The organism is Streptomyces zingiberis, from assembly GCF_012034935.1.
GTDB lineage: Bacteria > Actinomycetota > Actinomycetes > Streptomycetales > Streptomycetaceae > Streptomyces > Streptomyces zingiberis.
The window spans coordinates 50966-76248 of the sequence record NZ_JAATEN010000023.1 but is presented as its reverse complement, the minus strand read 5'-3'; the positions used below and the strand labels follow the sequence as shown (position 1 = coordinate 76248).

Sequence of the window (25283 nt, the reverse complement as noted above, 5' to 3'; positions counted from 1 at the left end):
AACTCCGGACGATCGCCGTCCCCACCACCAGACAGGAGACCGCACTGCAGCACCCCGACTTTGAGCTGTACGACAACGTCGGTCGGACCGCCGAACAGATCCACGCCTACCACACACGATCCGCCACCACGGATGACCTGTACCGCTGGGCGAAGCGAGACGCCGAAGGCTTCCGCGCCCAACACCCATTGCCCGGCAATCCGTTGCCCGTGCCGGACCTGGACCCGTACCTGACGGCGCTGGCCGCAGCCGAGACTCCCGCCGAGTTCAGCGCGGTCACCAACGCCCTGCTGGATGCCGCCGAACCCCTCCTCAACGCGGTCGTCGACTACCTGGCCGCAGCCGCGCAATGGCGCCGGCAAAACCGCGGCGCCGCCCCCGGCTCCCCGCCCAAGCTGCTGAGGGATGCCGCCAGCCGGATCAAGACCGCCGTGGCCATGGCCGCCGACGCCGACCTGCAGATCCTGCGCGCCCACTACGACCCGCCCCCGGACCTCGACGCGCTCACCAAGCAGGCCCGCGCAGCACACGACACGCCACCGGCTCCCCCACCGCCCGTGCAGCAGCCAGGTCCGGGTGGGCCACGGCGGTGACCGAAGCATCATCACCGACCGCCGCTGAAACCGGAGAAACGCCCCTGCCACCCCAGCCCGACACCCCTGCCGCCCAGGACTGGGCGGCCGAAGCCGTACGTCGTCTCACCGACCGGCTGAATGCCGCCCGCTCGTACGACGAAGCCGCCGGCCTCCTCGATGAGGTCCTGGAGCCGACCGAGGGACTCCTCGCCGGCCTCGAAGACTTCTTCAAAGCGGCAGCCAAGACGGCCAAGGCAGCCGAACGCCAGGACGGCTTCGACCTCTACCACGACCTCCAGACGGCCGCGCTCACGCTGCGTCGGCTCGGCGAAGACCTGCACGTCGCCGTCGACCGCATGCATGCCCTCGCCGTCCCCCGTCGCCGGAGCTGGCAGGAAGCCGTGACCGACTACTACGCCACCGCCCCCAGCAACCCCAGCCATTCGGCACCGGCGCCCCCGCCCGCCGGACCTCCCCCCGGCCGCACCCGCTGACAGCGCTCAGGAACTCATGACCGCATCCCGCACCGACCTGTACGCCTTCGCCACCGCCCTCGCCCGGCACCTGCCTGGGCAGTGGTACCGCAAGTACGAAGGCTTCCCCGCTCCCCAAGACCACCGGCCGGTCGCCGACCGGGTCTGGGACTGCGGTCCCGCCCACTCGGCCCTCCTGGACTTCCCCGACGCCCCCGTCGCACTCCTCCACGGACGAGACGACGAACAGCTCTGCGTCACCGAACGCCCCCGTTACCCCCACCAGTACCTCATCGCCCCACTCGAGCCCGAGGGATCCAAGCCACACCACTTCCACCACGTGGACGAGCCGAACGGCATCGCCGTCCCCGACGATCCGCTCCGAGCCGCCGCCGCGGTCGCACGCCGCGTGCTGCCCCGCTACCACCGGGCCCTGGAGGCGGTCCACCACAACGCCCGCGTCCAGCCCGAGCCGCCGCACCGTCCCGCCGCACCAGAGGTCGCCGAGACCCTCACGCTGGTGTGGTACCCGGACGGCGTGGTGGGAGCGCCGTATAGGTCGGTGCCCGAAGACGCCCGCATGGTGCTGTACGGCTGCCGATTCCAGTACAGCCCGCACGAGGTTGCGTTCGTGCTGCCCGCCTCCTACAGCACCAGCGACCGCGCCCTGCTCATCCAGAGCGCCGTCCGGCTGCTCACCGCCCAAGGCATCGGCGTCAACTTCCGCCACGCCGCCCCCACCTCCGCAGGCCCAACAAGCCGCCCGCCCACAGCAGCGCTCGGTACACGGCCAACAGCGGGCACACCGTCCTCAGCACGACGGTAGACACCCCGCACATCCTGGAGTTGCCTCTGGTGTCTGATCTCGACCAGCGGATGCTGCTGCACGACATGGCCGACCGGCTCAACACCGTGGCCGACCACCTCCCGCTCCCCGACCAGATCCACCCCGATCCAGCTCTGAGCGAGATCCTGGACGACGAAGTCCGCCACCTGGCCCGCCTGCTGGGCTACCTGGCCGGAGAGAGCGCCTTCCGCCACCGGGCCGCCACCCGCTACCCCCACCAGCCCACAGCCACCGACCGCCGCACCACCCTCGCGCTGGCAAGCGCCGCCCAGCCCGCCGGTGCCGCGCTCGCCGCCCTCGGCGCCACCGTCCACCAGCTTGGCCTCCTGGCCCACCTCGCCCACCAGCAGCCCGGCCCCGCCCGCGACCGGTCGATCGCCGCCGCACACCAGCACCTCGTGGACCGCCTCGGCGACGCCCGAACGCACCTCGCCCACGCCGCGAAACAGCTGCGCGCTACCGCGGACACCCAGGTGACACCCGCCGTGACCGTGCCGCGTCCGCCCGCAGCTTCCGCTGCCGCATCGCGTAACCGCTGACCCACCCGCATTCTTCGGAGAACCGTCATCCCCCTGCACATTTCCGCCCGCCGTACCGCCCTCCTGCTCACCGCCGCCGCGTCCGTCGCGCTGACCGTGTCCGCCTGCGGCGCTCCCGGCAGCGCCGACAACGACGCCACGGCTCGGGTCACACGTACCGCTTCCCCCGCGCCGACCGCCGAGCCGGCTCTGACGAAGAAGGAGGCCCTCGCCCAGATCGCCCACTATTCCAAGATCAACAACGAGGCCAACTCGCACAACAAGCGCAAGCTCCTCGACACCATTGAGGACGGCCCGCTGTATGCGATGTCGGTCGCGGACTACGAGCAGGACGAGGGCCTGCCCAAGGCCGACCGCAAAAAGTACAAGCCGTGGTCGTACGACCTTGCCTCCACCGACGTCTACATCCCCCGCTTCACCGCCAGGCAGCAACGCTGGTTCGCCGCCGTCACCTACAGCGGGAAGAACGACAAGTACGCCCGCGTCCTGGTCATGGCCGAGCAGGCGACAACAAGGCGGTGGGAGATGGTCGCCGCCGTCGACCTCGACGACAAGAAGCAGCTGCCCAAGATCGCCCTGGACGCCGACGGCTACGCCACCGCGGTCGACGCCACCTCCACCAAGAACGTGGCCGCCCCGGTCGACGTCCTGCGTGACGCTGTCCTGGACAACTTCGCCACCGGAGGCGACCTGACCGGCAAAAAAGTCTTCACCACGACAAAGACGTCCACCCGGCAGATCAAGGTCCATGACGACACCCTCCACAAGTTCGGCAGCCGCGGCACCACCCAGTTCTCCGCCGCCGCCACCGAGTTCACCGGCAGCTACGCTCTCAGGACCGCCGACGGTGGAGCCCTGGTCGTCTTCGCGCACACGCACACCCAGCGCGATGCTGTCGCCCATTCCGGGCTGCAGATCGTGCCGGACAAGGACGACCGGGCCTGGCTGGGGGACAAGCCGAGTCCGTACTTCACCTACACCTTCACTTGCTCCGACGTCGCCACTGTCCCGACCACGCCGGACAAGTCGAAGCTGATCGGCTACACCTGCCGCCGCACCGCTGCCGAGGGCCTGTCCACTTCCTCGGCAGCGTGAGCATGAGCCACGCGCATCAGCAACCGCCCCCGCCCGTGTCAGGCTTCGCCGCCTCGCTCGCCGAGCACCTGCCTGGCCGCTGGCAGGCTGGAGAACCCACCAGCCTCGTGGCGCAGGAGGCCGGCAGCCACCGGATCTGGCACAGCGGCCCGCTGGCGTACACCGCTTTCGACGCAGCCGATGTCCAGCGGTGCGTGCTCACCTCCCCCTACGGCCTGCAGCTGTACGTCCTGACCCGGCCGCACCGAGCCGACCAGTTCCTTGTGCTGCCGATGCTGCCCGCCGGCTGCCAGCAGGAGCACGTGATGGGCCTGCCCGGTCCCCGCGGCATCGCGGTGCCTGCCGATCCCGTCCGGGCCGCAGCGGCGGTGCGCCGGCGGATGCTGTTGGAGTACCGCTTCGCCTCGCCGCCCGCACTGCGCGCGGCCAGCCCCGGCCACCTTCAGGTACGGGTCTCCTTCGACACCGAGCGCCGTCCGCGCATCCGCACCACGTACATCCGTGCTCTGACCGAGCTGCTGGCGCGGGACGGCTTCCTGCTCGATGCCGCCACGGGCGAATGCCACCTGCCGGACACCCTCACCGAGGCGCAGAGCCGCCGCCAGCTGATCAAGAGCCTCGAACGCCTCCGGCACCTGGGCTTCCACGTGTCCGTACGGTCCAGCCTCGCCCTCGGCGCCCCCTCGACCGAGCCCGTCGCGACGGCGAATCTGCCGAAGGGGCCGAGCCGATGAGCCGTCCCCACGCCGACTTCGTGTCCGCACGCCTGCGTCTGTGGCAGCGCCGTGTAAAGGAGACTGCCGGGCTTGTGGTCCTGCCGGAGGTAGGCACTGCCCAGGCGGGCTTGGTGCCCGTGCTCGACCAGCTCGTCGCCGTACACAACCTGACCTCCGGTCTTGTCTCCGACCTGCGCCAGACTGCCGAGAGTTCCCTGGCCGGCACCGACGTCGGACGTCAGTACCTGTCCCGTCTGGCCGCCGCGCTCGCGCACAGCAGCCGCGCCGCCTCGCACCTGAGCACGGCCGTGACCGGTCTTGCCGACGCCCACCGGCTCACCTCCCACCCCAGGGGAGGCGAGCCGGTGGAGAGCCGGCTGAACGCGACGCTCGGGCACTCCGCCGCCCTGCGCAGTCTCAACCGGGCCCTGCACGCCGTCACCACGCCCGACGACCCACTGGCCGGCGCGGTACCCCTGTCAGTGCTGGCAGCAGAGCACGGCCGCGCCCCCGACACCGGTGGTCCGCACCTCACCCGTCGGCGTCCCTGAGTCTCAGCGAACACCCCGCCGCATCCGCCCGTGCCCACTGGGAGACCCGCCTTGTCGACCCGCTCTTTCGTCGCCCGCCCCACCGAAGGGGGCTACAGCGGCATCCACGTCCATCTCGACGGCGTGCCGAGCCATCACCTGCCCCTGCTCCTGGCCGCGTTCCAGCACCGCTTCCGCCGCGACCTGGAAGCCATGTCCCGGTTTCTCATGGACGATGTCGCCGTCGGCTGGGAGGAGCTGGGCACCGATCTCCTCGACGGCGCCCCGCCCGCGCTCGTCGCCGCGCTGACCGGCGGCGAACACTGGCCCAGCCGCAGCCTGGACAACCTGATCACTTCGGACGGCTCCCCGCCGGTACGGATGACGGTCACCGATGCGACCGCCAGCGAGCAGGACCTGCAGTGGGGCTACGTTCTGCGCCCGCAGGGAATGGAAGTGATCAGCCTGCTCCACGAGGACGCCGGTTTGGTCGTGGTCTGGAACACCGACCCGCGCACTGTCTTCAGCGACAGCCCCGCGCACTGGTCCTCCACCGCACCAGCCCCCGTCCTCACTCCCGTGCGCGCCGCCCCGCCCCAGGCCAGCCCCACCACGCGCCCAGCGATCGGCTCCCCGGCCCGCCCCGCCGCTCGCCGCTAAACGCTCCTCGCCTGCCTTCCCGGAGGAATTGCCCTGCCCACTCCCGCACCGCCCCTGATCACGGTCGTCATCGCCACCCGCCTGCGCGAGGACCGGCTCGGCTACCTGGAATCCATGCACGCCAGCCTCACCCGGCAGAGCGTGCCCTGGGAAGCCGTGATCGCCATCGACGGCGCCGATCCCGAGCTTCTGCCCGCGCCGCTCGCGGGTGACCCGCGTGTCCGCACCCTCGTGCTGCCCCGCCCGGTCGGCGCGGCCTGCGCCCGCAACATCGCCCTGAACGAGGTCCGCACCCGTTACGTCAACTGGGCCGATGACGATGACGAGTTCACCGACGACGCCATGGCCGTACGGCTGCACACCCTGGAAGCGACCGGGGTGGGCTGGTGTGCCGGATACAGCCAGGACCTCCACCCGGACGGAACGACAACGCTGTGGCGCTGCCCGACACCGCCCGGCCGGCACGAGGCCGGCGACGTGTGGACGTACTGGAAGTCCCCGTCCGACACCATCCCCATCGGGCCGACCACCCTCCTGGCCCGCACCGACCTCGTGCGCGCGGCGCCGATGGGTGGCCTGGTCCAGGGCGAGGATTACATGGCCGCCGTCGGCGTCACCAGCCTCGCCCCTGGGATCCTGCTTCGCCTGCCGGTCTACCGGTACCGCAAACACCCCGGCCAGATGACCCGCCAGGACGCCTATGACGTCCTGGAGCCGCAGGCTCGGTGCCATGCGTGGAACTACGGACGCAGCCTGCGAGCCGCCCTCTGTGCCCGGGAGACGAGCGATGCGGCCGGGGTGGTCTGATGTCGTCCTCCGTCACCCCGGCAACGCTCGATCACTTGGCCCGGCGTCTGGATGAGCTGGCCGCCCAATTCCCCAGCGGCCCCGATGCCGTCGACCTGGTCACGCTCACCGACGACATCGGCGTGCTGGCCCACCATCTGCAGTACGCCATCGAACGCGCGCAGGAACGGTTCACCACACCGCAGACGGTCTACCCGCCCGAACGCGCCACCCTCACCCGGCTCGCCTGGGCCGCCGCAGGTATCGCGCGAGCTCTGGACGCACTCGCCGAGGCCCTGGCCTACGCCACGACCGGCTTCCAGCGCGAGGCCGTGGAGGACCTCGCCCACTCGCCTCTGCGTAACGACCCTGAAGTCCTGCGGATCATGACGGCCGAGAAATACGTCGCGGCCCGCGCCCGTCTGCGGCACACCGCCGCCGCCCTGCGCGCGACCTCCACACCGGCACCGCCTGGGCCGTCCACACCGCGAACGACCGGCCTGCGAACCCAGCCGGCTGCCGTCCAGCAGCCACGGCAGCCGAACCGCCACTGACCGATAAGGATCTCTCTCTGTCCGACCACTTCCACTTCCGCGCCCATCCCGAACACGGCTTCGTCGCCTCCGCCGACGCGAACTTCACCCCCCACCTCGCCGAATGGTTCCTCCTGCGCGAGCAGTTCGAGCCCGTCCCCTTCTCGCCGGGCCTGTACCGGCTCACCGAGCCGGAACGCGACGGGCTGCGCCGTACCCGCCAAGCCGCCCACGACCTGCGCAGCCTCGGCTACCGCGTGCGGGACGACAGCGCGCTCGACCCCGCCCGTGCATCGGCTCCTGCCCGGCCGACGACCAGCAACAGCCTGGCTGAACGGCGCTCCCGCATCGCGCAGGCCGCCACCGTTCGCCCCTCCCGCATCTCCGCCCTGGCCAACGCCGCGCCGGCGGCACCCCCTGCCACCGCCAGCCACGCGCCGACTGCCGGTCAAGGACGGAGCCGGTGAACATGACCAGCGAGCCGATCCGCATCACCCGGGGCGAAGGCGGCGAGGTCGAAGTCGAAGGACCGTACGACGCGTTCGCCGCGAGCATCCTGGCCCGCGCCGGTTTCGAGACCTATCCGACGCTGCGCGGGCAGTGGATCCGGCTGCCCTTCGACCTCGGCCGCACCTGGGAGAACGAACACGCCAGCTGGGCCGCCGAGATGCTGATGGCCGCCCGCTACTCGGTTCACCTCGACCCCGACCTGCGCGTCTCGCGCCCCGGCCAGTCCGCCCCGTCCGCCCCGACGCACCGGCCGGCGATGACCGCACAGGCACCGCCGGCAGGACGCCGGACACGCCACTGACCGCAACCGCCAGGAGCAACCGATCCCCAACACCCCGACTCCCACCGGGCGCGAACTGGCATGGAAGGCGCGGGACTTCCTTGATTCGTATGATTCGCATCGGCCGTGAGGTCGAGACCGCGCTCGATGCCACCCGGGACCGCCACGGGCAGACCGTCCACCACCGCGCCGCCGCAGCAGCCCGCGCCCATCGCGACCAGGCAGCCCTCCAGGCGTACGCCACCTACCTGCTCCCGCACGCAGGCGAACTCCTCGCCGCTGCCCGCCGCTCCCTCGACGCGCTGCCGCCCGCCCGCCACGCAGCCGCGTGGCGGAGCCTGCTCGACAGACTCGCCACCTCCCACAAAGAGATTGCGAAGGTCCTGGACCAGCCCGCCGCACCCGGCTCTACCGCCGAGCGTGAGCAGCACACGGCCGTGTGGCCGCACCTCGCCTTCTGGGCGGAGTACAGCTACCTCGCCACCGACCTCGCCGATCAGCACCAGCAGCGCGAAATGCCGCTGACCGACGAGGAACAGCAGATGTGGACCGCCATGGCCCACGCGGCCCAGCGGCGGGGCGAGCTGGATCTGATCGAGTCGTGGTACGCCGCCGACGGCCGACTCATCACGCTCGCCTACCTGATCGAGGACGACACCTCGACTGTGATCGCTCTGGCTGGCGATCCCGACGCGCCGGGCTGGCAGGTGATCGGGCACTACGCCAACGAATACATCGCCGGGCAGGCACTGCCGTGCGCGGTCCCGCCTGGCGTGCTGCGGCCGGAGGTCTCCCGGTTCAACCGCCCGGAGGCCCCGCCTGAGGTGTCGTTGCAGGAACTGATCCGGGACGTCATCGAAGCCCGGGCGGCAGGTGACGTTGCCGAGGTCCTGCTCAGCGCCACCCAGAACGGCTACAACGCGGGCCCGCTGGTCCGCCTCCAGGAACTGTTGGAGGCCGCAGGCCAGTTCGCCCAGGCCCTGGAAACCGTGCGGGGCCAGCAGGTCGCCGCCCGGCTCGCCGCGCTCGGCCGGCACCTCGACTTCCTCACCCGCGAAGTGCACGAGGCGGCCGAGGACCTCGGCGCGAGTGTCGCCGTCCTGCCGCCCCATCGCACTCCCAGGCCACAGGTCCGCCCGCGCCCGGCCCTGGACACAACGCCTCCAGCGCCTCCCGCCCGTGGCTCGTCGCCCGCGCGCCACCGCTAGAGCCACGACCCCAACCCGACTGCACGACCACCTACTTGAGGAGATCCAAACCATGGCAGTCCGTACGAGATGGACGATCGAGCATGCTCCTTGCGGCCATGAGGTCGTCCATGACCTGTCCGACCGCCCGGCCGACCGGCGTGCGGGGTTCGCCCGCTGGCTCGCTGGACGGGAATGCTCTGACTGCTGGAAGGCCGCTCGCGACGCCGACACCGAGTCCAAGGAGCAGTGGCTCGCGGCCAAGCGCGCCGAGGAGCAGCAAGCCGCGGCCGAGTGGGCCGAAAAGTTCGACATGCCGCCACTGGAAGGGCCCGAGAGGGCGCTGGAGTGGGGCGAGCGCTCCCGCCACCAGCTGATGACCGCCGCACACACCGCCCTTGCCATCGAAGGCACCTGGAGCGAGGCGGACTGGGCGGAGCTGGAAGAGAAGGCCCGCACCATCACGAGAGCGGGGTGGTGGATCGACCAGAGGGATGCAGAGGGCTCTGACCTGGTCGAACTCCTCGACGCCGCCAGCGAGTCCGACCGCGCAACGGAGAACCCGTACCGCTGACGACGGCGGGAACATAGCCGGTGATCGCCGGTTAGCCAAACCGGCGATCCTGCGGACCATTGATCCTCCCACCGCCACCCCGCACCGCGTGGAAGGACCTGCATGCTCCCGCCCTCTTGGACCCCTCCGCCGACTCCGGCCCTCACGCCGCCGCCCGATCCGCTCACTCCCGCCCGGGACATCACCCACCGGCACTTCCAAGCCGGCGAGCAGGTCGTCGTCCTCAAGGGCGTGGCCGGCGGGGAACTGTGGGGAGATTCCCTGCGCGTGGTCGCCTCCTCATGGCACACCCCGACCGACGAGGACGGATGGCGGCTGCGGGATGCGACCGGCGGCCAGCAGTCCTACCTCACCGCCCACCCCCGCTACCTGGTCCACCTGAAGCGCCGGTGCCCGGACTGCCTGATCTACCTGCGCGCCATGGAGGACTACCTCCTGCCGAAATACGCCTCCCGCGAGCAGCTGATCGACTGCGGCTGGTACACCACCACGGCCCTCGGCCAGCTCGTGCACGTCAACGACGCCCGGGACGGCCGGTGACCCTTCCCGTCCGCCGCCCCGCCCGCGCCCTGGCCCTCCTTGGCACCCGGAACCGGGCCACCCTGACGCCGGGTGATGCCTCTGTGCACACGGACCTGGTGCGCGAGCCTTCCCTGATCGCCTCCGCAAGCGAGCTGCCGCTGTCCTCACGAACCAGCGGAGGCACACCGACGTGATCCCACGCGTCAACGAGCGCAGCATCTCCGCCCAGCACCCGCTCAGCCAGGCCCTGAACCGGAACGTGTCGGCGGAGGAGGGCCTGACCGAACACACCGTCGTCGCCTACTGGCCTGGCCTGGAGTTTTACACCCTGGACGACGAACAGACGGTCTGGTCGTCCGCCCAGTGGGCCGAGCACCTCGACGACCCGCTGGTGGAGCACCCGTTCGCCACCGGCCCGCAGGGCGATCGGCGGGCGATCTTCCACCTCGACGTCCGTCTCCACCCCGACGACCGTGATCTGACCGGTCCGGAGTGGACTGAAGCCGCCCACCGCCTCGCCCGTGCCGCCGGAATCGAGATCCCCGGCGACGAGAGCGGCTGCCGCTGGATCGGCGTCCAGGCCCAGCCCGGCCGTCTCGACCTGATCGCCAACCTGATCCGGCTCGACGGCACCTGGCAGTCGCAGCCCGCCAGCCTGCTCCGACGGCTCTCGGATGAAGCCCGCCGCATCGAGAACGAGCTGCACCTCACCCCCGTACGCACAGCCCCTGAGCGCCAGGCCGTCGCCCGGCCCGTCCCGACCGCATCGACTCAGCTCGCGACGGTCCTGGCGCAGCTCGCCGACGAGCAGTCCGGGCCGCTGGCCACCGTGCGCGGCCTCATCGAGCACACCGCGCACCGACTCGCACGCCAGCCGGGTGCCGGCAGCCCCGGCACGGCGCACCGCCTGGAGCTGATCGCTCACCGGCTCCTCGGTATCCAGCAGGACCTCGACGCCAGCGCCGCTCACCTCGCGGCCCGCCCAACAGGCGCCGTCCCTCGGCACGGCATCGCCACCGCACCGCCGGAGGTGCGGCACACACGACGATCACCGTAGCAAGGCCCCGCTCTTACCGCGTGCCGACCGCTTCCTGGGCCTGCGCCGCAATCCCCACTCCGGTGAGGTCCTCGCTCGCGGCGCAGACCGAAGCCCAGAGCATCCTGCAGCGCCGCGGCTGCGGCCGTCGGTTATCACGTCGACTGCGACGAATCGTTCGATACCCACCAGCGCCCACTCCGCTCGGCGCCCAGGTCGCCCAGCTCGCCGACCGGCCCGCCCGCACCCCCGGCCGCAGCACCTGCACCGGGCAGGTGCCCGGCGCAGAGCGCGAAGTGTCCGCTGGGTGCGCCCACCCGCCACGGCAGCGCACGTGCAGACCCCGCCTCCGGTCATCGCGCGTCTGCGCCCCTCACCCCCGCCCGCTCCATTGCTAAGGAAGACATGCACGACCACGACTCCGATCCCGGTCGCCTCGCCTCGTTCGCCGACGTCCTCGCCGGCGAACTGCCCGGCACGTGGAGCAGTACCTACCACCCGCCCGAGCGCAAGGACGATCTCGCCGAACTGGCCGACCACATCTGGGACATGGACCTCGTCGCCGAGTCCCTCGCCGCGCACCCGATCCGGCACGCGGCCGTGTTGACCCGCAAGGACGGCGCCCAGCTGGTGGTCCTCGACCGGCACGACGAGCGGGACGGCTTCCTCATCGCCGCCGTCGCCCCCCGTGACGTCCCCGGGCAGGCGTTCAGCGGGATGCGCGAGCCGGACGGCATCGCGCTGAGCGACGACCCGTTCCTGAGCGCCGAGACGGTCGCCGGTGACCTGCTGGCCCGCTACGACGCCGCGCTCGCCCAGGTCCGCCACAATGCCACGGGCCTGTCCCACAAGGCCGACGCTACCCAGCCGTCCCAGGCGGAGCGGGTCGTGCTCACCTGGCAGGCCGACGGCAGCCTCGCCGCCGCCCCAACCGGTGACACGGTCGCCGCCGTCCTGGTCGCCAACGGCTTTCTCCATGACGAGCAGACCGGCACCTACCGGCTGAGCGGGGACGACACCGCCGTCCAGGCTCGAGCCGTGCGCGCCACGGGCGAGCAGCTCGCTGCCCAGGGCGTCACGACCGCGCTCCAGCACCCTGCGGCGCGGCCCGCGCCCACGGCCACCGCACCGGCGGCCCCGCCGCCCCAGGCGCGTACCTCGGCCACGCGGGCCCGGTGATGGGCAACCGCGCCGACGACGAAGGTACCGACGTCGAGATCTACCGCAAGCCCTTCACCGACACCGTTCACGCCGACACCCCCACCGGTGCGCCCGAGGAGCTCCTCGCCCTGCTCGACCGTCTCGGTTTCGAGCGCAGGAGCGCGGTGACGGCCGGGCCCGTCTACGTCTGGCACGAGGCGCCCGCGCACCTCACCGAGGACGAGAAGAAGCAGCTCGCCACCCGCGCCGTCCCCGCACTGATCACGGCTGGATACGAGGTCTTCCTTCCTGACTACCTCTTCGACCCCGTCGTCTATCAGCAGGCCGTGCACGACATACGCACCCGCCAGGTAAGGCCCCAGCCCCCGAAACCCGCTCCAGCAGCCGCAGCCACCGCTTCGCCTCGACGTACCCCCTAAGCCTGAACGGCGGCCCCGGCACGTGCCGGGGCCGCCCCGGCCCCCGCAGCACCGACCGGAGAAACCCGTAGGCCCCCGCACACCACCGCCGATGTCCCGCCGCCTCACACCCCGCCTCGCCACCGCCCTGTTCCGCCGCTATCTGCGCGCCTGCATTCCCACCGGCCCTCACCGGCTCGTTCCACCGGCCGACGCACGTCCCGGGGCCGGTCTCGACGAAGCCCGGCGGATCGGCTGCCGCCACCACCACTGACCTCAAGCCCGCCCAGGAGGGCCATGCCCCACCCCGCTCCGAATCCGGACCGGCTGGCCGACGAGATCGCCCGTCAGCTCGGCCAGCTCTCCGACCACCTCGCGATACTCCCGGCAGGTGAGGCCACCCGCGTCATCGCACGTGTCCTTAACCCCGAAGACGGAGTCCTCGGCCGTTTCACCCACCTCGTGGCCACCGGCAGCGTCTTCGCCAAAAACCAGGCCGAACGCGGCGTCCTGCCCGCGGAGGTGTGGCTCGCCCTCGGCCGGGCCGCCAACGAACTGCATGACATCGGCCTGGATCTCGACGAGCACACCGACACCCTCCAGCGCCTCCACGCCCGCCCCGCCGTGACGGCCAAGCCCCCGACCGCTGCTCCGCTCGTCGTACGGCGGCGCCGGTGAAGCGAAAACAGTGGCAGGGCTGGGGGCCGGGCGAGCAGGCAGAGCAGCACTACCTCGTCCAGCCCCGTGCTCTCGCCGGTGGCGGCGATCTGAGGCACGTCTCGGAGTTCCTGCGCGCCTGCGGGTGGCAGGACAAGTCCAAGCGCAACGGCCCGCTCGTTCTCGACAGCCCCGACCGCACGATCCGGGTCGGCTACGACCCCTACGTGCTGCCTGGCGGTTGGACGATCCACAGCAAGGCCACCGCTCACCAGGACGAATGGACGGTGTCGTTGGGCCGGCAGACGCCGGTGGAGATCGTTGCCGGATTCACCGATGCCCTCACCCGCCCCCGCAGCGCGCACGCCCCCAACGTCTGGGCGCCGCTGAAGGAACAACGCTGGAAGACCGACCGTGGCGACGAACACTTCATCGCCACGAGCCCCGACGGGGCAGCGTGGATGCAGTTCCACCACGACCGCAGCGGCCAGGCCATCTGGTGGTCCGGGGCACAGGATGAGCAGGGCAACGGCTGGACCGCGACCTTCACTGCCTCCACCCCCATGCATCTGGTCCAAGCCTTCTCCGAAGCGCTCGCCAGTCCCGACCCCGTGATGCGCCCGCGGGGCCGTGTCCCGCACAGCACGCGGATCCGCACCACCTCCGTCTCCGTTCTCCCCTCCCAGCTCAGCGCCTGGCAACAGGCCCGCGTCCACGCCGCCCGCGCCGCCACCTGGGCCCGCAACTCCTGGTCTGCCAGCCAGCCCCGCACCACGACCCGCCCCCACGCCACCGCCGGCCGACCCCGCGCCCGCCGCTGACCGGCCCCCTTCTCCCTTTTCAAGGAGCCCTGTGCCCGCACTCACCCCGGACGACATCCACACCGCCACCGAAACCCTGTCCCGGCTCACCGAGTACCTGCACGACGCCCCCGACCCCGGCGAGGCACTCGCCCTGGTCGAGCCGCTGCTGGATGAGTACACCGGCCTCCCCGTCCAGCTCGGCGACACCCTGCGCGCCCTGGCCCGCGCCGTACTCGACCACCCGGACACCCCGCGTACCCCCGAGACGCACCTCCTGATCGCGGAGCTGCGCACCGCCGCGTGGGAGCAGACCGACCAGCACACCCTCCACTACCTTCTCGACGACCTGCGCACGCTGCTTGCGAACGACTCCCCGAGCACGCCGGAGTGCAGCCGATGCCGGTGAGCGAGCGGCAGCTCGCCGAGTTCGCCGACAAGCACGCCTGGCAGATCCCCTTCGATACCAGTCCGCGCCACCTCGCCGGCCCCGGCGACGCCCGCCACGTCACCCACGACCTCGCCGCCGTCGGATGGACCCGCACATCCGACCCGCTGAGCGCGGAACTCGTCCTGCGCAGCCCCGATGGCCGTCACAGCCTGCAGCTCGACCCGCAGTCCGCCACCTCGGCCTGGTGGCGGCTGCGGGCGGAGCCCACCGACACCGAAGCGGGCTGGTACGCCGAGTTCGGCGAACTCGTCCCCGCCGAGATCCTGGCCGGCGTCACCGACGCCCTCCTCTGCCCGCCGCGCGCCGAGCCCCCGGATCCCTGGCGGACGCTGTCCTCGGCCGGCTGGAAGCTCGACCAGCAGAACGGCGCCCACTCGCCGGACGGCATGTGCCACATCGAGCTGCGTCCCCTCGGCGACCGGGATACGCCGTCCTGGCACATCGAGACGCGTGAGCACGGACACGGCCATCCCGTGGGCCCGAGGATCTGGCACGCCTGGTTCGACCACCACACGCCGTCCCACCTGGTCAGCGCGTTCGTCACCACGCTCACCGACACCGCCCCGCTCCAGCGCGGCATGTTCGAGCGCACCGCCCACTACAGCGCCGTCAAGGAGCCGAGCCCGCTCAGCCCGCAGCAGGTGGTCGACGCGCACACCGCCCGCCTCGACGCCCTGCGCACCCAGGCACGCGCCGCGCGCCGCCGCCAGCGGCCGGCCACCATCCAGCCCCTCGCGCCGCCGTCCAAGGCCGCAGCGCCTCCCGTGCGGCGCTGACCCACCGGCCGTACTCGGCCGAACCCCCATCGCCTCCCCAAGGAAACCGCCATTCCCGCACCCTCCGATTCCCACCGCGCGTTGCTCAAGCAGCTCGGCCGCTTCCTGCGCGACAGCCAGAAGATCCTCGACTCCTGGGACGCGTACTCCGACGAGCACACCGACCTCGACGGCTGGCCCTACGACGAGGACGCCTACGGCCGGCGCGCGAGCCTGCGTGACGCAGCGACCGCCGAGGCGTTCGAGAGCGTCCGCGACGGCGCTCACCATCTCCTGGCCACCGCACAGATCCAGCTCACGCACCTGCCTGCCCGTACGGTGCAAAGCCGCTGGGTGTGGCAACTCGGTGTTCTGCACGAAGCGCTCGACCGCCTCGATGCCCTGCACGAGAAGTGGCTGGAGACCCGCGACAGCCTCCCCGCCGACGCCCGCCCCGGCACGGAGGCGTTCGACGACGCCCTCGCCGCTCACCACGCCGAAGCGTGGAGCTCCCTCGACGACTGGGCCACCCACGGCCACGCCATCTGCGACATCAACACCACCGCCCGGCACGCCCCCTCACCCCTGGCCCCGCCGCCAACCACGACCGCAGCCCCAGGAACCGGCCACGCGAGCACGGTGCGCAGATGACTGAGCCTCAGACGCCCGAGACTGTGGAGGTCGACTTCGTCGCCCCGCGTCACCTGGCCGGCGCCGGCGATCCCGCATGGGTCACCGTCCCCCTGCACCGCGCCTGCGGCTGGAGCTACGGCCACGACCCCCTGATGCCCCGCGTGATCCTCTCCAGCCCGGACCAGAAGGCCCGCTTGCGTCTGGAGCCCGACCCCGACGGGCAATGGTGGACCCTGCATCACGCACCCGAGCGGGACCGGCCTGCCTGGTACGCCAGCTTCGGGGCCCGCACCCCGGTCGAAATCATTGCGGCCCTGACCGACGCCCTGACCGACCCGGGCAACATCCCAACCGCCCATGTCGCCCCGTACGAACCGCTCCTGATGGCAGATTGGAGACCGTTCCCGGCAAGGACGGGCTCGTTTCACCCGACGGCACGGCCCACGTCGAGTACTGCGTCAGCGCAACATCCAACTGCTGGTGGGCCACCACCACGCTCAGTGAGCCCCAAGGACCGGTGTGGCAGGCCCGCTTCGGTGAGCACACCCCACCGCACCTGATCACCGCGTTCGCTGCCGCGCTCGCCGACCCCAGCCCCCTCCCACGCACCAGCAACCCGTTCAGCATCCCCGGCTACGGCACCAAGCTCATCGCCCGCACATACCGGGAACTGCCTGCCGTCCAGGTCGCCTTGGCCCTGGAGGAGCGGGTGCACGCCCTCGCCGCCCGACGTCCCGCCCCGCCGACGGCACCACCTGCCCCGCGACGTCCTCCGGCCAGCCCGGGCCCCGCCCGCTGATCGCCGTCGCCCCCTCCCGGAAGCGCTCATTCCCTTTGCCTTCTCCCGCCAACAGCTCCTCCAACGACGGCTACGACGTCGCCTTCCGCCTCCTTCTGGCAGTGCTCGGCGTCGTCGTGCCCCTGTCTCACCTCGCCTGGCTCAGCGGCAACATCACCGCTTGGGCCACCGGACACAACTGGGCGCCCTACCAGCCGACCACGGCCCTCCTCCATCCCGGCCGGCTCTGGCCGCAGGCCGGAGAAACGTCCCTGTTGATCGGCGCTCGTATCGTCCCGATCACAGCCCTGCTCGCGCTCGGTGGCGTGGCCGGCGTGCTGTTCTCCCGCCACAACAATCGCAGTGGCGGTCGTAAGAAGAAGATCGCCGGGATGGCGAAACCGAAGGACATCGAGCCCCTGATGGCCAAGGCGATCACCGCCAAGGCCCGCTCCCTGCGTCCGAGTCTGAAGACCGCCAAGCACATCGACGCGAAGGACACCGGCATCCTCCTCGGCAACCTGCAGGGGACCCGGCACGAGGTCCGCATGGGATACGAGGACGTCGCGGTGGCGATCATGGCTCCGCGCTCCGGCAAGACCACCAGCCTCGCCATCCCCTCGATCCTGGCCGCGCCGGGCCCGGTCCTGCTGACCTCCAACAAGGCCGCAGGCGATGCCTACACCGCCACCCTCGATGCCCGCGCGGCGGTGGGGCGTGTCTGGTCCATGGACCCGCAGCAGATCGCACACGCCGAACGCCAGATGTGGTGGAATCCCCTCGCCGACGCCAAGACGCTGGACGGCGCAGGCAGGTTGGCCGGCCACTTCCTCGCCGCGTCCGTGGACGCGAGCCAGCAGGGCGACTTCTGGTCCAAGGCCGGATCGAACATCCTCTCCCAGCTCTTCCTCGCCGCAGCCCTCGACGACCGCCCGATCACGGATGTCATGCAGTGGCTCGCCTTCCCCGCCGACCGCACCCCGCTCGACATCCTCCGAGACCACCGCTTCACCGCCGTCGCCGCACAGCTCAAGGGCACCGTGGAAGGCCCGCCGGAAACCAGGGACGGCATCTACGAGACCGCCCGCCAGTACGCCGCCGCCCTGCTCAACAGCGAGATCGCCGCATGGGTCACCCCACAGACAGACCTTCCGGAGTTCCAGCCGTCGGCGTTCGTCAACTCCACCGACACGCTCTACCTGCTCTCCAAGGACGGCGGAGGAGGAGCCTCAGCGTTGATCGCCGCATGCGCGGACTCCGTGATGCGGGCCGCGACCGCACAGGCCGAGCGCGCCGGCGGACGGCTCGACCCGCCGATGCTCGCGATCCTCGACGAGGCCGCAAACGTCTGCAAGATCAGCGACCTCCCCGACCTGTACAGCCACTTGGGCTCGCGCGGCATCATCCCGATTACCATCCTGCAGTCCTATCGCCAGGGCCAGAAAGTGTGGGGCGACGCGGGCATGGACGCAATGTGGTCCGCCTCCACCGTCAAGGTCATCGGCTCCGGCATCGACGACCCCGACTTCGCCGACAAGCTGAGCCGGCTGATCGGCGACCACGACGTGGAGACCACCTCCACCTCCCGCTCCGAGTCCGGCACATCGACCTCCGTGTCGATGCGGCAGGAGCGGATCCTGCCCGCCGACGCGATCCGCGCCCTGCCCAAGGGCACCGCGCTCTGCTTCGCCACCGGCATGCGCGCCGCCATGCTCGACCTGCGCCCCTGGTACCTCGAGCCCGGCGCCGACGAGCTGGCCACTGCATCCGCCCGCGCCTCAAAGGCCATCACCGCCCGCGCCATAGCCAAGGCAGCGCCGAAACAGAGCGACTTCGGCACCACGGCCTAGGAACGGTGGCCCGGTCCTGAGCGTCCTGTTCTTCCTCAACTTCCCCCAGGAGACGGCTCATCGCCCCGTATGAACCCAGCGATCTCGACGATCTGACTGTGCACGATGCACTCGACGCGGTCATCGCCGACATCCGCGAACACCGCATCGCCGGCGGCCCCGGTGGGTTCTTCACCGCCCTGCGCCACATCGAGCTGCTCGGCCACCTCGCCATCCGACTCGCCGCAGACGCCCACCACCACCTCAACGAGGACCAGCAGACCTCCTCCGCCCGGCATCCGGCCGAAACCCTCAGCCAGACCGCAGGACATGTCGGCCGTGCCGTGGCCCACTACACCCTTGCCCTCACCCCGCTCGCCGCACGCGCCAAGCCCGGCGCCCGAGCCTCCCTCGACTGGCAACTCGACGCGATCGACCGCCACAGGGACCTGCACGCGCACCTGAGCCACGCCCACCAGGCCCTGGACGAGGCCCGCGCCTCACTGACCGGCCCCAACCCGCCACCCGGATCCCAAGGCTCCACTCCACCACCGCCCACCACAGCGGCGCGTACCAATCCGCGCCCGCTCTGCCGCTGACCCGACCACCCGGACTGCTATGGCCATCACCGACCACCACGACGTCTTCATCGGCTCGACCGACGACGGATGGACCTTCGTCATCGTCAACCGCCCTATCCGCAACGCCGCCCGCATGCTGACCGGGGCGGGATTCACCGCCCGCGAGCACCAGGGCCGCACGCTCTACCTCCTGCCACCCCAGACTGGCGAGGACGCGCACGAACGCGCCGGTGTCGCGGCCTATGGGCTCATGGCCCACACCCTGGACCTCGTCGACCTCGCCTGGACCACACGCCACCCGAGCGCCAACAGCGCTGAGCCCGAGGCGACCATCCGCTTCCACGACGGCACAGTCACCGCCACCGCCCTCACGGACCGCGCCGGCGATGTCCTCGCCCAGAATGGCTTCACCCCCACCAAGGCGTCGCAGAATTACACACTGTCTGCCGAGCTGAGCGAATCCGACGGCGTGAGTGCGGTCGTCCGTGCCGAGACCCACCTTTACTCCTACGGCGTCAACGTGCGCGTCGACCTCGGGATCCCGACCCTCCAGGACATCCCGCCCGCGCCCTCGCGCCCTCCGTCCGCGCCCGCGCTGCCCTCCCCGGGCCAGGCCCAGCGGCGCCGCCGCTAACCACCACGTCCCCTCCCCGGAACAGCACCATGCAACAGATCGATCTGAACGCCGAGATCGCCCGCCTGCGGCAGCTCGGCAGCGATTTCGAGGACCTGCACAGCGAGATCCGCTCCCTCACCCTCACACCCGGCACCAACGCCCGGCAGCAGCTCACCTCGAAGATCGTGGCCACCCACGAGCTGGTCCAACGGGCCATGGAACGCCTCGGCGCCCTCGACGGCAGTCAGTACACCGCGGTACCCGGCAGCCGCCCGTCTCTGGAAGCACTCGCCTCTGTCGTCTCCGCCGCCAGCATCGCCGCATCCGACCTGGCCTGCGCGCTGGAAACCAATCCGCTGGAGGGCGCCGCGTTTCCCGGCCCGCCGACCGATGAAGCAGCCGTGCGCCAGGCACGGCACGCGGAGGCAGTCCCGGCCATGGCGGGGCACCTCGCGGATGCCGCCCATCAGCTCGACCTGGCCCACACCGGCTGCTACTACCTCGCCAGCGGCATCACCCGGGACCTGAAGCAGCACGCCGAACAGAACCAGAACCAGGCGATCCCACCGCCGAAGATCACGGACAGCCAGTACGCCGTCCTCGCCCGGCTGTCCGCAGGCGGCGGCATCCGCTACGTGATCAGCCGATACGGCGTGCTCAAGGCCATCGACAAGGACAGGGCCACCGTGAACGTCGCCACGCTCAACGCCCTGATCAAGCGAGAACTCGTCGGCGTGGACACCACGACGTCCCTGCACCAGGGCCAGCGCCTCCAGGTCACCGCCAAAGGCCACCGTGCCCTCGCCCATCACAACCCCTCCACATCCGTCACCCAAGCAGCGGCGGTAACGCCTCCAGCAACGAAGCAGGCCGCGGGACGCACGCGATGACCGGCGCCCCGCCACCCCGCCCGCCCTCCCCTTCCACGGAGTGGCGACACCCAGCCCTGCGGCCCTGCCGAACCGCCGTTCTCCGCCTCCGGGCTGTCCGCCATCGCGCGCCGCCTGAGCTGGCAGCAGCGCGCCGCCCTGCGGGTCCTCGCCCGGACACCCAGCCGGGTCCGGCTGCGGAGTAACGGCTCGCCGTACGTGGACACCCAGACCTCGTCACACATCGCGATCACCACGTGGCACGCCCTGGAACGCAAGGGCCTGGCCTACCGCGACGCAGCCGCCCACCCCGCATCTCTCATCGGCCAGCGCCTGGCACTGACCCACAAAGGGCTGGCCGTCCTCAACCACCTCGCTCAGGCCACCTTCCCGGCCTCGGTGACCCACCTGTGGCCACCCGCGCCACCGCGGCACTTCACCGCACACCCCACCGCTCAGGACAGCAGCGCGCCGAGTGCCCGCCGCCGCTGAGCGCCCGAGCCCGCGAAGCCCGCTCCTTGGCCCCGCCCGTTTCACGTGGCCAGCCGCCATGTGGACCGGACGACTTCCCACCCAAGCGCCGCATGGACGGCGCCCGGACTCAACTAATCCCTCTCCGGAGTCCCTCTGTGCTCAATCCGCGTTCTGCCACGGAGGTGTTGTCGGTCCCCACCGCTGACGGCACGGCACTGTCCGTCTACCGCGACATCCCAGCCCGCCCGCAGCCCAACGGCGCAACGATCGTGCTGGTGCACGGCGCGTCGGTCACCGCGGACCTGTGGCGCCTCCACACCCGGCACCTGACCAGCCTGGGCTTCAACGTGCTGCGCTACGACCAGCGCGCGCACGGCCGCACCCCGCGCGGCCAAGCACCGCTGACCATCGAGCAGCTCGCCGACGACCTGCACCACATCCTGCGCGCCCTCGCCCCCACCGGACCGCTGGTGCTCGCCGGCCACTCCCTGGGCGCACTCGTCCTCCAGGAACTCGCCGCACTGCACCCCCAGCTTCTGCCCCGGATCCGGGGCATGGTGCTGCTGTCGGCCACCGCCCACGGCGCGAGCGTGCTGCCCGGCCGCAGCCCGCGCGCCCTGCTTCTGGCCGCCGGACGCAGCCTGTTCGCCCTGACCTGCGCCTACGCACCCCAGGCGGTAGACCGGGTGCGACGCCTGCTGCCGGACACCCACCGCTACACCCTTACCCCCCGCCCCGGCACCGGGCCGGACGACGGGCCGCCGCCGTGCCGTCACGGCGTACGCCACACACCCACCGCCGATCTCGCCGCGCTCTGGCAGTCCCTCCGCCGCTACCGGGCCCGCCACCTGCCCACGCTGGAGCAGCTCGGCGGGCGACTGCTGCTGATGGCCGGCGCGGACGACCAGCACATCCCCGCCACCCACACGAGGCAGCTGGCCGATCGCCTGAGCAGGTCCCGTCTGGAGATCCTCCCGCGCACCACGCACGCCCTGCCCATCCGCCACCCCGCACTCATCAGCGCGCGCATCGCCCACCTCGCCACCGGGCCAGACGCTGACTCTCACCTCCCGAAGGACCCGTCATTTCCGAACGTCCCGCTTTCCGAGCAATTTCACTAGGCGCCGGGATTCAGTCCAGCGCCATGCTCGCCCTGTCAGCCAAACGAATTCTCCCCAAGGTCGACTACGCGATTTTCGCCGACACAGGATGGGAACCCAGGGCCGTATATGCACATCTAGACCGCCTGGAACGCGAGATAGCCGAACCCGCAGGCATACCTGTCCTGCGCGTCTCCTCCGGAAACATTCGCAAGGACGCCCTGGACCCGGACCACCGATTCGCGTCCATGCCGCTCTACGTCCTCAACAAGGATGCCAGACCCGGTATGACCAGGCGCCAATGCACCGGGGAATACAAAATAAAGCCGATCAAGAAGAAAGTCCGGGAACTCCTCGGCTACCCCTATCCGGCACGCATCCCCAAGGGCGTGTTCGTCGAGCAGTGGGTCGGCATTTCCACCGATGAATTCCATCGGGCCAAGGACGCCGATGTGAAGTACATGCGCAACCGGCACCCGCTCATCGATATGGGCTGGTCGCGATCCGACTGCGTTCGCTACCTGACCTCGCTCGGGCTGGCCGACACCCCGAAGTCGAGCTGCCTCGGGTGCCCGTTCCACGGAAACGCCCAATGGCGGAATATCCGCGACAACTCCCCTGAGGAATGGGAAGACGTGGTGGAGTTCGATGCGGCCATCCGCAAGGGGAACGCCCGCGCCAACGCCACCGGCAACAGGCTGCTCGGTGAGGCGTTTCTCCACCGCTCCCGCGTCCCTCTCAGCGAAGCCCCGATCGACCACGTCACCGCCGCCGAATGGGCGGCGATGCAGGAGGAACTCACCGACACCGGACCGGACCTTGAGGAACTGGAGCAGGGCGTCATCGACGGTTGTTCCCCGTGGGCCTGCCGCGGTGAAGTCGAGCTGGCCCAGGACGACTTCGGACTGGCCTCTTGATCACTCTGGACCTGTTTGCGGGACCGGGTGGATGGAGCCACGCTCTGAACGTCCTCGGCGTACGGGACATCGGGCTGGAATGGGACGAGTGGGCCTGCAAGACCCGTGCGGCAGCAGGGCAGTTGACGATTCGCACGGACGTGGCCATGTATCCCGTCCGGCCGTTCCTCGGACGGACCGTCGGGCTCATTGCGAGTCCTCCGTGTCAGGCGTGGTCGATGGCCGGCAAGCGCCTCGGCTTGGTGGACCAGCCGCTGGTGCACCAGGCCGTCGCGGATCTCGCCGCCGGCCGCGATACCCGCGCCAAGCTGCTCGCCTCTTGCCGGGACGAGCGCAGCCTGCTGGCCGCCGAGCCCATGCGCTACCTCCGCGCCCTGAACACGGTGGGCGAACCGGAGTGGGTCGCGATGGAGGAGGTCCCCGACGTGTTGCCGCTGTGGCGCCAGTACGCGGCCATCCTCCGCCGGTGGGGATTCTCTGTGTGGACCGGCATTCTCAACGCCGCCGACTACGGCGTACCCCAGACGAGAAGGCGCGCGATCCTGCTCGCTTCCCGCGTCCGTACGGCCGAACCGCCCGCGCCCACCCACGCCCAGGTCGCCGAGCCCCATTCACTGTTCGGGCCGGGCCGCGCCCGATGGGTGTCCATGGCCGAGGCTCTCGGCTGGGGCGCCACCGACCGGCCCGTCCCCACGGTGTGTGCAGGCGGCGGACCAGGAGGCGGCCCCGAGCCCTTCCCCTCCGGCTCACGCAAGACCCTCTCCGACGCCCGCGATCGCGGCACCTGGGCACCCCGCGTCGGCGCGGAGATCGTCCTGGCCTCCCGGCGCGAAGGGTCGGGCTGGGCCACGCGCCCCAAAGAGAACCGTTCGGCCACCGCCCCGGCTCCCACGTTCACCGCCGAGGCACACCGCTGGTCCTGGTCCCTGCGCAGCAACAACCAGGCCAACGCCACCGTCAGATCGATCGAGGAGCCGGCCGGGACGCTGTTCTTCGGGCATCGGGCGAACGAGTGCACCTGGATCGCCGAGCCCATCGGCACCCGGCCAGAGGACGAGGCCCAGGCCGCGCCGGAGCCGATCCGGATCACCGCCCGCGAAGCCGGCATCCTCCAGACCTTCCCCGCCGACTACCCCTGGCAGGGAAACAAGGGCCAGAAGTTCTCCCAGATCGGCAACGCTGTGCCCCCGCTGCTCGCCGGCCACCTCCTCGCCCCGCACCTCCGCGTGTCCCTCGACCCCGACGACTTCACCCTGGCTGCCTGATGCCCCGCACCCTCGCCCCCGACGAACCCGAGGACGACCTCGACGACCTGCCCGACACGCATCCGTCCCAGCCCGTGTACTACGCCGAGCAGGCCCTCCTCGGCGCCCTCCTCCTTCAACCCCACCGCCTCACCGACGCAGCCGGGATCGAACCCGACTCGTTCTCCAACCACGCGCACGGCACCCTGTTCGCCGCAATCCGCGCCCTGCCAGCCCCCGACCCAAACCAGCACGCCAAGGACACCACCTGGCTGAACGCGGTACTCACCGCCGCCCGCGAGCACGCCCGCGGACTGACCGCCTCCTACCTGCACACACTCATCCAGGTCTGCCCCTGGCCCAAGCACGCGTCCGCGTACGCCCGGATGATCGAGACCGAGCATGCCCGCCGTACCCTGCGCGCCCACGCCGAGCGCCTCGCGCAGACCGCGACAGACGTCACGCTCCCGCACCCGGTACCCACCACCCTCGCCGCAGCCGACGCCCTCACCCGCGCAGTGGACAACATCGCCGCCAGGTTCCCGGCGCACTCCGGCTACCTGCCCCGCACCCCCGCACCCGCGCTGGCAGCCAACTTCGACAACGATGAGGAAGCATTCGAGGAGGAGCGGCTGCTGCTCGCAACCGCGACAGCGCACCCAGCTGACGTCGAGCAGATGCGGTGGCTGACCGCCGACGACTTCACCCATCCTCTGCACGCCGGTCTGTGGCAGTGCCTGACCGCTCTGGCCCGGCGCCGTGCCCCTGTTGACCCGGTCACCGTCCTGTGGGAGGCCCAGCAGCGCGGCCTCCTCGCGTCGGGGGCCGAACCGGCAGAGCTGCTCGACCTCCTCGGAGCGCCAGCCGGTTCCGCTGAGTACTGGGGCGAGCGGATCCTCCAGCGCTCCGTCCTGGCGACCGCGCATCAAGTGGGGCGCCGTATCGAGGCGTTCACCGACGACCCGGCGATCACGCCGTACCAGCTCGTCGTCGGCAGCCGCCGCGCGCTCGCCGACCTGTCCGCTGCACGCGCCCGCTGGCACCACGCCACCTCACCCGCACCCACGACCACGCCCGCGCGCACCAGGGCCACCGCACCGCCCAGGGCCGGCCCGCCACGGACCACGGTGCCACCCGCCCGTATCTCCCGCTGACCC

General features: G+C 71.1%; 33 protein-coding genes and 1 pseudogene. All 34 read left to right on the top strand.

Annotated elements, in window-relative coordinates; all coding sequences use genetic code 11:
* The first annotated feature begins 209 nt into the window (after positions 1–209).
* The 34 genes and pseudogenes from HCK00_RS23125 (at position 210) to HCK00_RS22965 (ending at position 25280) form a co-directional block, all read left to right on the top strand.
* On the top strand, positions 210–593 hold the full coding sequence (locus HCK00_RS23125) for a hypothetical protein (protein ID WP_240966028.1): 384 nt from the start codon (positions 210–212) through the stop codon (positions 591–593).
* Positions 590–1069 carry a hypothetical protein gene (locus tag HCK00_RS23120; RefSeq protein ID WP_168103951.1) on the top strand — a complete coding sequence of 160 codons (480 nt, stop codon included), beginning with the start codon at positions 590–592 and terminating at the stop codon, positions 1067–1069. Before HCK00_RS23125 ends, HCK00_RS23120 begins: the two co-directional genes overlap by 4 nt.
* Before the next feature lie 16 nt (positions 1070–1085).
* Positions 1086–1874, top strand: a complete 789-nt coding sequence (locus tag HCK00_RS23115) for a hypothetical protein (protein ID WP_206320776.1) — start codon at positions 1086–1088, stop codon at positions 1872–1874.
* 29 nt (positions 1875–1903) lie between these two features.
* Positions 1904–2434, top strand: a complete 531-nt coding sequence (locus HCK00_RS23110; protein WP_311765443.1) for a hypothetical protein — start codon at positions 1904–1906, stop codon at positions 2432–2434.
* Between the two features lie 96 nt (positions 2435–2530).
* A complete protein-coding gene (locus HCK00_RS23105) occupies positions 2531–3529 on the top strand; it encodes a DUF8094 domain-containing protein (RefSeq protein ID WP_311765442.1) in 999 nt (332 codons plus the stop codon).
* Positions 3530–3531: 2 nt separating this feature from the next.
* Positions 3532–4263: a hypothetical protein gene (locus HCK00_RS23100; RefSeq protein ID WP_168103950.1), complete on the top strand. Its 732-nt coding sequence runs from the start codon at positions 3532–3534 to the stop codon at positions 4261–4263.
* A 113-nt stretch (positions 4264–4376) separates the two neighbouring features.
* Positions 4377–4796, top strand: coding sequence for a hypothetical protein (locus tag HCK00_RS23095; RefSeq protein WP_240966026.1), 420 nt, complete (start codon positions 4377–4379; stop codon positions 4794–4796).
* Between the two features lie 123 nt (positions 4797–4919).
* On the top strand, positions 4920–5435 hold the full coding sequence (locus tag HCK00_RS23090) for a hypothetical protein (protein WP_168103992.1): 516 nt from the start codon (positions 4920–4922) through the stop codon (positions 5433–5435).
* Between the two features lie 54 nt (positions 5436–5489).
* Positions 5490–6242 carry a glycosyltransferase family 2 protein gene (locus HCK00_RS23085; protein ID WP_168103991.1) on the top strand — a complete coding sequence of 251 codons (753 nt, stop codon included), beginning with the start codon at positions 5490–5492 and terminating at the stop codon, positions 6240–6242.
* Complete coding sequence (locus tag HCK00_RS23080) at positions 6242–6775, top strand: hypothetical protein (protein ID WP_168103948.1); 534 nt, start codon at positions 6242–6244, stop codon at positions 6773–6775. Before HCK00_RS23085 ends, HCK00_RS23080 begins: the two co-directional genes overlap by 1 nt.
* A gap of 448 nt (positions 6776–7223) precedes the next feature.
* Entirely contained in the window at positions 7224–7565 is a 342-nt protein-coding gene (locus tag HCK00_RS23075) for a hypothetical protein (RefSeq protein WP_168103990.1), read from the top strand.
* A gap of 89 nt (positions 7566–7654) precedes the next feature.
* Complete coding sequence (locus HCK00_RS23070; protein WP_168103947.1) at positions 7655–8752, top strand: hypothetical protein; 1098 nt, start codon at positions 7655–7657, stop codon at positions 8750–8752.
* Between the two features lie 52 nt (positions 8753–8804).
* Entirely contained in the window at positions 8805–9305 is a 501-nt protein-coding gene (locus tag HCK00_RS23065; protein WP_206320775.1) for a hypothetical protein, read from the top strand.
* Between the two features lie 102 nt (positions 9306–9407).
* Complete coding sequence (locus HCK00_RS23060) at positions 9408–9845, top strand: hypothetical protein (RefSeq protein WP_168103946.1); 438 nt, start codon at positions 9408–9410, stop codon at positions 9843–9845.
* 172 nt (positions 9846–10017) lie between these two features.
* On the top strand, positions 10018–10884 hold the full coding sequence (locus HCK00_RS23055; RefSeq protein WP_168103945.1) for a relaxase/mobilization nuclease: 867 nt from the start codon (positions 10018–10020) through the stop codon (positions 10882–10884).
* Between the two features lie 384 nt (positions 10885–11268).
* Entirely contained in the window at positions 11269–12042 is a 774-nt protein-coding gene (locus HCK00_RS23050; protein ID WP_168103944.1) for a hypothetical protein, read from the top strand.
* Positions 12042–12443, top strand: coding sequence for a hypothetical protein (locus HCK00_RS23045; RefSeq protein WP_240966057.1), 402 nt, complete (start codon positions 12042–12044; stop codon positions 12441–12443). The genes HCK00_RS23050 and HCK00_RS23045 overlap by 1 nt, the downstream gene beginning before the upstream one ends.
* A gap of 91 nt (positions 12444–12534) precedes the next feature.
* Positions 12535–12696, top strand: a complete 162-nt coding sequence (locus HCK00_RS23040) for a hypothetical protein (RefSeq protein WP_168103943.1) — start codon at positions 12535–12537, stop codon at positions 12694–12696.
* A 23-nt stretch (positions 12697–12719) separates the two neighbouring features.
* Positions 12720–13100, top strand: coding sequence for a hypothetical protein (locus HCK00_RS23035; protein ID WP_168103942.1), 381 nt, complete (start codon positions 12720–12722; stop codon positions 13098–13100).
* Positions 13097–13900, top strand: coding sequence for an SPDY domain-containing protein (locus tag HCK00_RS23030; protein WP_168103941.1), 804 nt, complete (start codon positions 13097–13099; stop codon positions 13898–13900). Before HCK00_RS23035 ends, HCK00_RS23030 begins: the two co-directional genes overlap by 4 nt.
* Before the next feature lie 31 nt (positions 13901–13931).
* Entirely contained in the window at positions 13932–14288 is a 357-nt protein-coding gene (locus HCK00_RS23025) for a hypothetical protein (protein ID WP_168103940.1), read from the top strand.
* Positions 14279–15106: an SPDY domain-containing protein gene (locus HCK00_RS23020; RefSeq protein WP_168103939.1), complete on the top strand. Its 828-nt coding sequence runs from the start codon at positions 14279–14281 to the stop codon at positions 15104–15106. Before HCK00_RS23025 ends, HCK00_RS23020 begins: the two co-directional genes overlap by 10 nt.
* A gap of 81 nt (positions 15107–15187) precedes the next feature.
* A complete protein-coding gene (locus HCK00_RS23015) occupies positions 15188–15736 on the top strand; it encodes a hypothetical protein (RefSeq protein ID WP_240966020.1) in 549 nt (182 codons plus the stop codon).
* A pseudogene (locus tag HCK00_RS28565) lies at positions 15733–15996 on the top strand (SPDY domain-containing protein); the annotation flags it as partial. The gene HCK00_RS23015 and the pseudogene HCK00_RS28565, both read left to right, overlap by 4 nt.
* Before the next feature lie 113 nt (positions 15997–16109).
* Positions 16110–16517: an SPDY domain-containing protein gene (locus HCK00_RS28560; protein WP_240966017.1), complete on the top strand. Its 408-nt coding sequence runs from the start codon at positions 16110–16112 to the stop codon at positions 16515–16517.
* 35 nt (positions 16518–16552) lie between these two features.
* Positions 16553–18346, top strand: coding sequence for a type IV secretory system conjugative DNA transfer family protein (locus HCK00_RS23005; protein ID WP_168103938.1), 1794 nt, complete (start codon positions 16553–16555; stop codon positions 18344–18346).
* A gap of 98 nt (positions 18347–18444) precedes the next feature.
* Positions 18445–18924, top strand: coding sequence for a hypothetical protein (locus tag HCK00_RS23000; protein ID WP_168103937.1), 480 nt, complete (start codon positions 18445–18447; stop codon positions 18922–18924).
* Positions 18925–18943: 19 nt separating this feature from the next.
* Positions 18944–19540, top strand: coding sequence for a hypothetical protein (locus HCK00_RS22995; RefSeq protein WP_168103936.1), 597 nt, complete (start codon positions 18944–18946; stop codon positions 19538–19540).
* A gap of 29 nt (positions 19541–19569) precedes the next feature.
* The gene (locus HCK00_RS22990; protein WP_168103935.1) at positions 19570–20412 is read left to right on the top strand and encodes a hypothetical protein; all 843 of its coding nucleotides are present in this window, start codon (positions 19570–19572) and stop codon (positions 20410–20412) included.
* Positions 20413–20610: 198 nt separating this feature from the next.
* Positions 20611–20883, top strand: a complete 273-nt coding sequence (locus HCK00_RS22985; protein WP_168103934.1) for a hypothetical protein — start codon at positions 20611–20613, stop codon at positions 20881–20883.
* 164 nt (positions 20884–21047) lie between these two features.
* On the top strand, positions 21048–21986 hold the full coding sequence (locus tag HCK00_RS22980) for an alpha/beta fold hydrolase (protein WP_168103933.1): 939 nt from the start codon (positions 21048–21050) through the stop codon (positions 21984–21986).
* 23 nt (positions 21987–22009) lie between these two features.
* On the top strand, positions 22010–22882 hold the full coding sequence (locus HCK00_RS22975) for an adenine nucleotide alpha hydrolase family protein (RefSeq protein WP_206320773.1): 873 nt from the start codon (positions 22010–22012) through the stop codon (positions 22880–22882).
* The gene (locus tag HCK00_RS22970; RefSeq protein WP_311765445.1) at positions 22882–24147 is read left to right on the top strand and encodes a DNA cytosine methyltransferase; all 1266 of its coding nucleotides are present in this window, start codon (positions 22882–22884) and stop codon (positions 24145–24147) included. Before HCK00_RS22975 ends, HCK00_RS22970 begins: the two co-directional genes overlap by 1 nt.
* Positions 24147–25280 carry a DnaB-like helicase N-terminal domain-containing protein gene (locus HCK00_RS22965; protein ID WP_168103931.1) on the top strand — a complete coding sequence of 378 codons (1134 nt, stop codon included), beginning with the start codon at positions 24147–24149 and terminating at the stop codon, positions 25278–25280. Before HCK00_RS22970 ends, HCK00_RS22965 begins: the two co-directional genes overlap by 1 nt.
* Positions 25281–25283 lie beyond the last annotated feature (3 nt).

What these genes read in the sequence shown, in the direction of transcription:
- HCK00_RS23115 (WP_206320776.1), top strand. Translation starts at nt 1,086, where the DNA reads ATGACCGCATCCCGCACCGACCTGTACGCCTTCGCCACCGCCCTCGCC.
- HCK00_RS23100 (WP_168103950.1), top strand. Translation starts at nt 3,532, where the DNA reads ATGAGCCACGCGCATCAGCAACCGCCCCCGCCCGTGTCAGGCTTCGCC.
- HCK00_RS23080 (WP_168103948.1), top strand. Translation starts at nt 6,242, where the DNA reads ATGTCGTCCTCCGTCACCCCGGCAACGCTCGATCACTTGGCCCGGCGT.
- HCK00_RS23075 (WP_168103990.1), top strand. Translation starts at nt 7,224, where the DNA reads ATGACCAGCGAGCCGATCCGCATCACCCGGGGCGAAGGCGGCGAGGTC.
- HCK00_RS23070 (WP_168103947.1), top strand. Translation starts at nt 7,655, where the DNA reads ATGATTCGCATCGGCCGTGAGGTCGAGACCGCGCTCGATGCCACCCGG.
- HCK00_RS23065 (WP_206320775.1), top strand. Translation starts at nt 8,805, where the DNA reads ATGGCAGTCCGTACGAGATGGACGATCGAGCATGCTCCTTGCGGCCAT.
- HCK00_RS23060 (WP_168103946.1), top strand. Translation starts at nt 9,408, where the DNA reads ATGCTCCCGCCCTCTTGGACCCCTCCGCCGACTCCGGCCCTCACGCCG.
- HCK00_RS23050 (WP_168103944.1), top strand. Translation starts at nt 11,269, where the DNA reads ATGCACGACCACGACTCCGATCCCGGTCGCCTCGCCTCGTTCGCCGAC.
- HCK00_RS23045 (WP_240966057.1), top strand. Translation starts at nt 12,042, where the DNA reads ATGGGCAACCGCGCCGACGACGAAGGTACCGACGTCGAGATCTACCGC.
- HCK00_RS23040 (WP_168103943.1), top strand. Translation starts at nt 12,535, where the DNA reads ATGTCCCGCCGCCTCACACCCCGCCTCGCCACCGCCCTGTTCCGCCGC.
- HCK00_RS23035 (WP_168103942.1), top strand. Translation starts at nt 12,720, where the DNA reads ATGCCCCACCCCGCTCCGAATCCGGACCGGCTGGCCGACGAGATCGCC.
- HCK00_RS23020 (WP_168103939.1), top strand. Translation starts at nt 14,279, where the DNA reads ATGCCGGTGAGCGAGCGGCAGCTCGCCGAGTTCGCCGACAAGCACGCC.
- HCK00_RS22995 (WP_168103936.1), top strand. Translation starts at nt 18,944, where the DNA reads ATGGCCATCACCGACCACCACGACGTCTTCATCGGCTCGACCGACGAC.
- HCK00_RS22990 (WP_168103935.1), top strand. Translation starts at nt 19,570, where the DNA reads ATGCAACAGATCGATCTGAACGCCGAGATCGCCCGCCTGCGGCAGCTC.
- HCK00_RS22975 (WP_206320773.1), top strand. Translation starts at nt 22,010, where the DNA reads ATGCTCGCCCTGTCAGCCAAACGAATTCTCCCCAAGGTCGACTACGCG.
- HCK00_RS22965 (WP_168103931.1), top strand. Translation starts at nt 24,147, where the DNA reads ATGCCCCGCACCCTCGCCCCCGACGAACCCGAGGACGACCTCGACGAC.